The sequence below is a fragment of the Oceanospirillum linum genome (assembly GCF_001995095.2).
GTDB lineage: Bacteria > Pseudomonadota > Gammaproteobacteria > Pseudomonadales > Halomonadaceae > Oceanospirillum > Oceanospirillum linum.
In genome coordinates, this window is sequence record NZ_MTSD02000096.1 from 1 (window position 1) to 441 (window position 441).

A 441-nucleotide genomic window follows, 5' to 3' on the forward strand; every position below is an offset into this window, starting at 1 on the left:
CGGCTTTTACATCGCCGCCGACGGTGCCTGTGATCGAGGTAAATTCTTGATCCGCTTCTTCTGCATTCAGTACATCATCACCGGCGATAGTATCGATGGTGATGGAAGCGTTGATCTCGGTATCCACATCAAGGGTACGTTCAGCTTCCGCGGTTTTGCTATTGCCTGCGGCATCTGTGGCGGTAACCGAGGCATCGATACTGTTGTCCGCTTCCAGATCATCGGTTTTAACCGGGATGCTGTAGGTCAGGTCACCAGCAGTATTCTCTACAACGTTACCGGTATAAGTTTCACCATTAACGGTTAGCGTGACCTCATCACCGGCTTTTACATCGCCGCCGACAGTACCGGTTACGGACGTGAACTCTTTATCCGCTTCTTCGGCATTCAGTACATCGTCACCGGCAATGGTATCGATGGTAATGGAAGCGTTGATCTCGG

Annotated in this window: 1 protein-coding gene; it reads right to left on the reverse strand. The window is 51.2% G+C overall.

The window, feature by feature from the left end; genetic code table 11:
- A partial coding sequence (locus tag BTA35_RS16800) for an Ig-like domain-containing protein (RefSeq protein WP_139363719.1) occupies positions 1–441 on the reverse strand: 441 nt, incomplete at both ends.